This is a genomic window from Agreia sp. (assembly GCF_964263775.1).
Taxonomy (GTDB): Bacteria; Actinomycetota; Actinomycetes; order Actinomycetales; family Microbacteriaceae; genus Agreia.
Genome location: NZ_CAXVWM010000181.1, coordinates 1 through 6,063 on the forward strand (window position 1 = coordinate 1; position 6,063 = coordinate 6,063).

The window sequence follows — 6,063 nt, forward strand, 5'->3', positions numbered from 1 at the left end:
CGTCGCTCACCGTGTAGGTGAGCAGAAAGCGCAGCCGCACGTTGCGGCCCATCGCCGCGCCGATCGGCAGCGACACCCGATCGTCGCCGTCGGAGGCGTAGCTCACGATGGTTCCGCCGCGGGTGATGATCTTCTCGTCGAGCTCGGCGTTGGCCTGCAGGTTGACCTCGACGATGGAGTCGACGCCCTTCGGCGCGAGCTTCTTGACGGCAGCGGCCACGTCGTCGGTCGTGTAATCGATGATGTGCTCGGCCCCGGCGCGGCGAGCGAACTCGGCCTTCTCGTCGGAGGAGACGGTGGTGATGACTCTCGCTCCCGCCCACGTGGCGAGCTGGATGGCCGCGTGGCCCACCGCGCCCGCCCCGCCCGAGACGAGGATGACGCGGCCCTCGAGAGACCCGGGTGTCAGGCGGTCGGGCAGGTTCTCGTTGGCCGTCAGGGCGAGCGCGGCGGTGAGGGCCGGGATGCCGAGGCTCGCGCCGTCGTCGAAGGTCGCGTTCTCAGGCAGCGCGACCGCGTGCGCCGCAGGTAGTGTCACGTACTCCTGGGCGGTGCCGTTGCTCGTGCCGAAGGCCACGTCCCAGAGCCACACGCGGTCGCCCACGGCGAACTGCGTCACGCCGTCGCCGACCGCGTCGACCACGCCCGCGCCATCCTGGTTCGGAACCTTCGGCTCGGCGAAGTCGCCGCTGCCGGCACCCGCGCGCGACTTCCAGTCGGTGGGGTTCACGCCCGAGACGACCACCTGCACGCGCACCTCGTCGGTGCCTGGCTCACGCTTCTCGCGCTCGCCGAGGGAGAGAACGCCGGAATTCCCGGTGTGGTCGTAGGTGACTGCGCGCATGCTGTGCCTCTTTCTGTTGTGACGGCGGCGGGCTAGTTCTGCGGGAAGCCCAGGTTGATTCCGCCGTGCGAGGGGTCGAGCCAGCGGCTGGTGATGGCCTTCTCACGGGTGAAGAAGTCGAAGCCGTGCACGCCGTAGGCCTTGTTCGAGCCGAAGATCGAGTCCTTGAATCCGCCGAACGAGTAGTACGCCACGGGTACGGGAATGGGCACGTTGATGCCGATCATGCCCACCTCGATCTCGTTCTGAAAGCGGCGCGCGGCTCCTCCGTCGTTGGTGAAGATCGCGGTGCCGTTGCCGTACTGGCTCGCGTTGATGAGCGCCACGCCCTCGTCGTACGACGCCACCCGAATCACAGACAGCACCGGCCCGAAGATCTCGTCGGTGTAGGCGCGGGATGTCACGGGCACGTTGTCGAGGAGGGTCGGGCCGAGCCAGAATCCCTCGGCCGCGCCGTCGACCTCAATGCCTCGCCCGTCGACGACGATCGTGGCGCCGTCGGTCGCGGCGATGTCGATGTAGGAGGCGACCTTGTCGCGGTGCGCCTCGGAGACGAGCGGTCCCATGTCGCAGTTACGGCGCCCGTCTCCGGTCTTCAGGGTGGCCATGCGCTGGGTGATCTTCTCGATCAGCTCGTCGGCGACGGGCTCGACGGCCACGACCACCGAGATCGCCATGCAGCGCTCGCCCGCCGAACCGAATCCGGCGTTGATCGCCGCGTCTGCCGTCAGGTCGAGGTCGGCATCCGGAAGCACCAGCATGTGGTTCTTCGCACCTCCCAGGGCCTGAACGCGCTTGCCGTTCTTCGCGGCGGTCTCGTAGATGTACTGGGCGATGGGGGTGGAGCCCACGAACGAGATGCTCTTCACGTCGGGGTGCTCGAGAAGGCCGTCGACCGCCACCTTGTCGCCGTGCAGCACGTTAAATACACCGTCGGGCAGGCCCGCCTCGGTGAAGAGTTCGGCGAGCCAGTTCGCCGCCGACGGGTCTTTCTCGCTGGGCTTCAGCACCACCGTGTTGCCCGCAGCGATCGCGATCGGAAAGAACCACATGGGTACCATGGCCGGAAAGTTGAACGGGCTGATCACGCCGACGACGCCGAGCGGCTGCCTCAGCGAGTACACGTCGACGCCGGTGGAGACGTTCTCGGAGTACTCGCCCTTGATCAGGTGCGGAAATCCGGTGGCCAGCTCGACGACTTCGAGGCCGCGGGTGATCTCGCCCAGCGCGTCGGAGAGCACCTTGCCGTGCTCACTGGTGAGGATGTCGGCCAACTCCGCCCTGCGCGATGCCAACAACTCGCGGAACGAGAACATCACCTGCTGCCGCTTCGTGATCGACGTGTCGCGCCAGCCCGGAAACGCCGCCTTCGCGGACGCGACAGCGGCGTCGATCTCGGCCTGGTCGGCCAGGGCGACCTGCTTGGTCACCACTCCGAGGGCCGGGTCGAAGACGGGGGCGGTTCGACCGGATGTCGACAGGTACTCGGCGCCGTCGATCCAGTGGTGCACGATGGGCTGGTTCTCGGTGGTGTCTGTCATTGAACTGCTCCTCACGTCGAAAGAGGGGCCACGGCCGGAGCCGCCCCTGCAGTCACGCTACGCCGAATCGCGCCCGTGCGCAGTGTCGATCTGTCTCTCGGATCGGCCGGTGAAGACGGTGTAATGCATGCGACCCGCGCGTGCCTAAAATGAGGGGCATGTGGGGTCATGCCGATAAGGGGAGCGAACCCCTCTCTGCGAGCCCGGGCCGCCAGGCCGCCGTCGGCAGTTCGGGCGGCGAGGCATCCCGTGCCCGCATCTGCCCGTCGTGCGCCACTGCGTCGATCGACGCGGCGAACTTCTGCTTTCGATGCGGAGCCGCGCTGCCGGGCGGCGCCGCGCTGCCGGGCGGCGCCGCGCCGCAGCCCGCAGAACGACGCTTCACGAGCATCCTGTTCGCCGACCTCGTGGGATTCACCGAGCTCGCCGAGCGCACCGACGCCGAAGACGTGCGTGAACTGCTGTCGGGCTACTTCGCCCTCTGCCGCAGCACGATCGAGACTCTCGGCGGAGTGGTCGAGAAGTTCATCGGCGACGCGGTCATGGCGGTCTGGGGCGCCACGCGCACCCGCGAAGACGACGCGGAGCGGGCGGTGCGGGCCGCCCTCGAACTGACGCGGGCCGTGGGCGACTACGGGCGGGCATCCGGCCAGGGCGCCCTCGCCGTGCGCGTCGGAGTCGTGACCGACGAGGTCGCCGTCGTGCTTGGAGCGGCGGGCGAGGGCATGGTCACCGGAGCCGCCGTCAACTTGGCCGCGCGCCTGCAGGCAGCCGCCGCCCCCGCGACGGTGCTCACCGACTCGCACACGCGCACCCTCACCGTCGACCGCATCGACTTCGGGCGCGAGACCCGCGTCGCCGTCAAGGGAATGGCCGACGAGGTGTCGGCCTTTCCCGCGCTCCGCGTCATCTCCGAGACCGGATCGGGCGCGGCTCCCGCGGCCGAGATTCTCACGACGCTCGTCGGCCGCGATGCCGAGCGCGACGTGCTCACCGCATCCTTCGATCGCGTGCTGGCCACCGGCCGACCGCACGTCGCGGTGGTCTCCGCCGACGCCGGCGTGGGCAAGAGCCGCCTCGTGCTCGAGCTGCGCGACCACCTCGACCACGTGCCGATGGCCATCATGTGGCACTCGGCGCGCTGTCTCTCGTATGGAGAGGGGGTCGCGTACTCGGCCCTCTCGGCGGCCATTCGCTCGCGCATTGGCTCGGTCGATGGCGAGAGCGAGGCCGTCGCCCGGGGGCGGCTGCGCAGCAAGCTCGTGAGCTGGAGCACGGCGGAAACCGCCGAACCGGCCGGGCTCGATTGGATGTGCGAGCGGCTCGCCCCGCTGCTGGGCGCCGACGCGGTCGACGCGCCGCAACTGGGATCCGGCTCCGCCGAGTACGGGCGCGACGAGTTCTTCACCGCCTGGTCTCTGTGGTTCGAGCGGATGTCCGCCGGCGAGAACGCCCCCGTCGTCTGGGTGATCGAAGACGCGCACTGGGCCGACGACGGACTGCTCGATTTCGTCGAGCACCTGCAGCGCACGAACTCGGCCCGGGTGCTGATCGTGATCGTCACCCGCCCCGAACTGCTCGGGCGGCGACCCGCCATCGGCGTGGGCGCAGACACCACGCTGCTCGAACTTGGCCCGCTCGACGACGAGTCGATCGGGGCGCTCATCGCGGGTCTGGCGCCCGAGCTGCCCCGCGACATCCTGCGTCTGCTGTCGACGCGGGTCGGGGGAGTACCCCTCTACGCGCGAGAACTTCTGCGCAGCCTCGTCGACGACGGCCTCTTGCAGGACACCGCAGACGGACTGCGCCTCTCGCCCGGAATCAGCGCCCGCGCGCTCGCCGATGCCGAACCCCCCGCCAGCCTGCGCGTGCTCATCGCATCCCGCCTCGACGCGCTCGAATCGGGCGCACGGCTCGTGGCCCAGCTCGCGTCGGTGCTCGGATTCTCGTTCTCACTTCCCGCGCTGGCTGCCGTCTCGCGGCGCTCGCCGGGCTCGCTTGCTGTCGACATGGCCACGCTGGAGACCCGCGGAATCCTGATCTCGGTCACCGACCCGCTCTCGAGCGAGCGCGGCCAGTATGTTTTCAGCCATCCGCTCATTCGCCAGGTGGCCTACGAGATGCAGTCGCGCAGGTCGCGCAGCGAGAGGCACCTCGCCACGGTCGACTTTCTCGAGACCTCGCCCGACGACGGATCCCAGTCGGCGGCCGTGATCGCCCAGCATCTCGTCGACGCGCTTCAGCTGCAGACCGCGCCCTCGGCATCCACCGAGTCTGCAGCCCGACGCGCCGTGCACTGGCTGCTCGCCGCCGCCGACTCGGCCCGCCGTCTCGGTGCCGCAACCGCGGCGCGCCGACTCTACGAGCAGGCCATCGACGTGTGGCCGCTGGCGAATCCCGCGGGCCGCGACGCCGACGGGCGAACGGTGCGCGACCTCGAGGCGCTCGCGGGCGAGGTGGCCGCCTCTGTCAGCAGCTGACGGGCGGTCACGACCTGACGTAGGCCTTCAGTGCGGCCACATCGGTGAGGCGCACGCGTCGGCCGTCGGCGGTGATGCGACCGTCGCGAGTGAGGGTGCGCAGTGCCGTGTTGAGCGACTGCCGGGCGACTCCGAGCTGAGCCGCGATGCCGGCCTGGCTCATGGGCAGCTCGACCGTGACCTCGTTCGCGTCGTGGCGCCACTCGGGAATGTAGGTGAGCAGCAGCTTGGCGAGTCTCCGCGGAAGGTCGAGAAACACGAGGTCGCTCTGGGTTCCGGTGAGGCGTCGCACGATCGAGGCGAGCTCTTCGACCACCGACATCAGTGCCTCGGGCGAGCTCTTCAGCAGGCTTCGGATGCGATCGGCCGGCACCGCGATCACCTGGGCATCATCGATCGACTCGGCCGTCGCCGAGCGTGCGCGGCCGTCCATCACAGAGAGATCTCCGATCGTGCCCCCGCCCTCAACGACAGAAAGGCCCAGCTCGGTGCCCTCGGACGAGCGCCGGGTGATGCGGATGCGCCCCGAGCGCACGATGTAGAAGTTGTCGCTGGCGTCGCCCTCGACGAACAGGCTCGTGCCGCGATCGAGCCTCACCACGGTGCTGTCGGCGGCGAGCGTCTCGAGCTGCTCGTCGGTGAACGGTGCCATCAGGGATGCGCCGCGCAGGTCGTAGATCGTCACTCCGGAGGCCATTCCGGCAGGGTACCAGCGACGGCGCTAGGGGAATCGTGTCACTAGTTCAGGAGGAGAGGCGAGCCGCGTGGATAGTGGCGGCGGCTGCGCGCTCCTCCTGAACTCGTTACGCCTCACTCAATCGCGGCTGCCGCGTCGAGGCTCAGCAGGCCTGCGAACTCGAGGTACTGCCGCCCGTCGCGGCTGATGTAGGTGACCAGGGTGTGCCCGCACGAGCGGCACAGCACGATCACGCCGTCGGCATCCCGCTCGACGATCGCCTCGCTCAGCGCTGCCGCCGTCGAGCAGTGCCGGCACGTGCCGACGGCCGTCGTGATGTCGAGGCGCAGAACCTCGGCGAGGGGGCCCGCGGCCGCGTTGCCGTCGAACCGACTCACCGGCAAATTCGCCTGCTGCGGGTGCTCGGGCATGTCAGCTTCCTCCAAATCGCTCGGTCTTGATGCGTTCGGCCGGATGCCCCAGGTCGACCAGGATGCTCGCGACCGCTTCGACGAAACCGGT

The 6,063-nt window shown here is 69.3% G+C and carries 5 protein-coding genes; 1 reads left to right on the forward strand and 4 read right to left on the reverse strand.

The window, feature by feature from the left end:
• A partial coding sequence (locus ACE5CZ_RS13125) for an NADPH:quinone reductase (RefSeq protein ID WP_374947778.1) occupies nucleotides 1-844 on the reverse strand: 844 nt, incomplete at its 3' end.
• A gap of 32 nt (nucleotides 845-876) precedes the next feature.
• A complete protein-coding gene (locus ACE5CZ_RS13130) occupies nucleotides 877-2,385 on the reverse strand; it encodes a CoA-acylating methylmalonate-semialdehyde dehydrogenase (protein ID WP_374947779.1) in 1,509 nt (502 codons plus the stop codon).
• Between the two features lie 158 nt (nucleotides 2,386-2,543).
• On the opposite strand from ACE5CZ_RS13130, the gene ACE5CZ_RS13135 reads away from it, so the two are divergent.
• Nucleotides 2,544-4,865 carry an AAA family ATPase gene (locus ACE5CZ_RS13135; RefSeq protein WP_374947780.1) on the forward strand — a complete coding sequence of 774 codons (2,322 nt, stop codon included), beginning with the start codon at nucleotides 2,544-2,546 and terminating at the stop codon, nucleotides 4,863-4,865.
• A gap of 7 nt (nucleotides 4,866-4,872) precedes the next feature.
• Here ACE5CZ_RS13135 and ACE5CZ_RS13140 read toward each other — a convergent pair whose 3' ends face one another.
• Entirely contained in the window at nucleotides 4,873-5,562 is a 690-nt protein-coding gene (locus ACE5CZ_RS13140; RefSeq protein ID WP_374947781.1) for a Crp/Fnr family transcriptional regulator, read from the reverse strand.
• Nucleotides 5,563-5,675: 113 nt separating this feature from the next.
• Complete coding sequence (locus ACE5CZ_RS13145) at nucleotides 5,676-5,972, reverse strand: DUF6510 family protein (RefSeq protein ID WP_374947782.1); 297 nt, start codon at nucleotides 5,970-5,972, stop codon at nucleotides 5,676-5,678.
• Between the last annotated feature and the right edge of the window lie 91 nt (nucleotides 5,973-6,063).

What these genes read in the sequence shown, in the direction of transcription:
- ACE5CZ_RS13145 (WP_374947782.1), bottom strand. Translation starts at nt 5,972, where the DNA reads ATGCCCGAGCACCCGCAGCAGGCGAATTTGCCGGTGAGTCGGTTCGAC.
- ACE5CZ_RS13140 (WP_374947781.1), bottom strand. Translation starts at nt 5,562, where the DNA reads ATGGCCTCCGGAGTGACGATCTACGACCTGCGCGGCGCATCCCTGATG.
- ACE5CZ_RS13130 (WP_374947779.1), bottom strand. Translation starts at nt 2,385, where the DNA reads ATGACAGACACCACCGAGAACCAGCCCATCGTGCACCACTGGATCGAC.
- ACE5CZ_RS13135 (WP_374947780.1), top strand. Translation starts at nt 2,544, where the DNA reads ATGTGGGGTCATGCCGATAAGGGGAGCGAACCCCTCTCTGCGAGCCCG.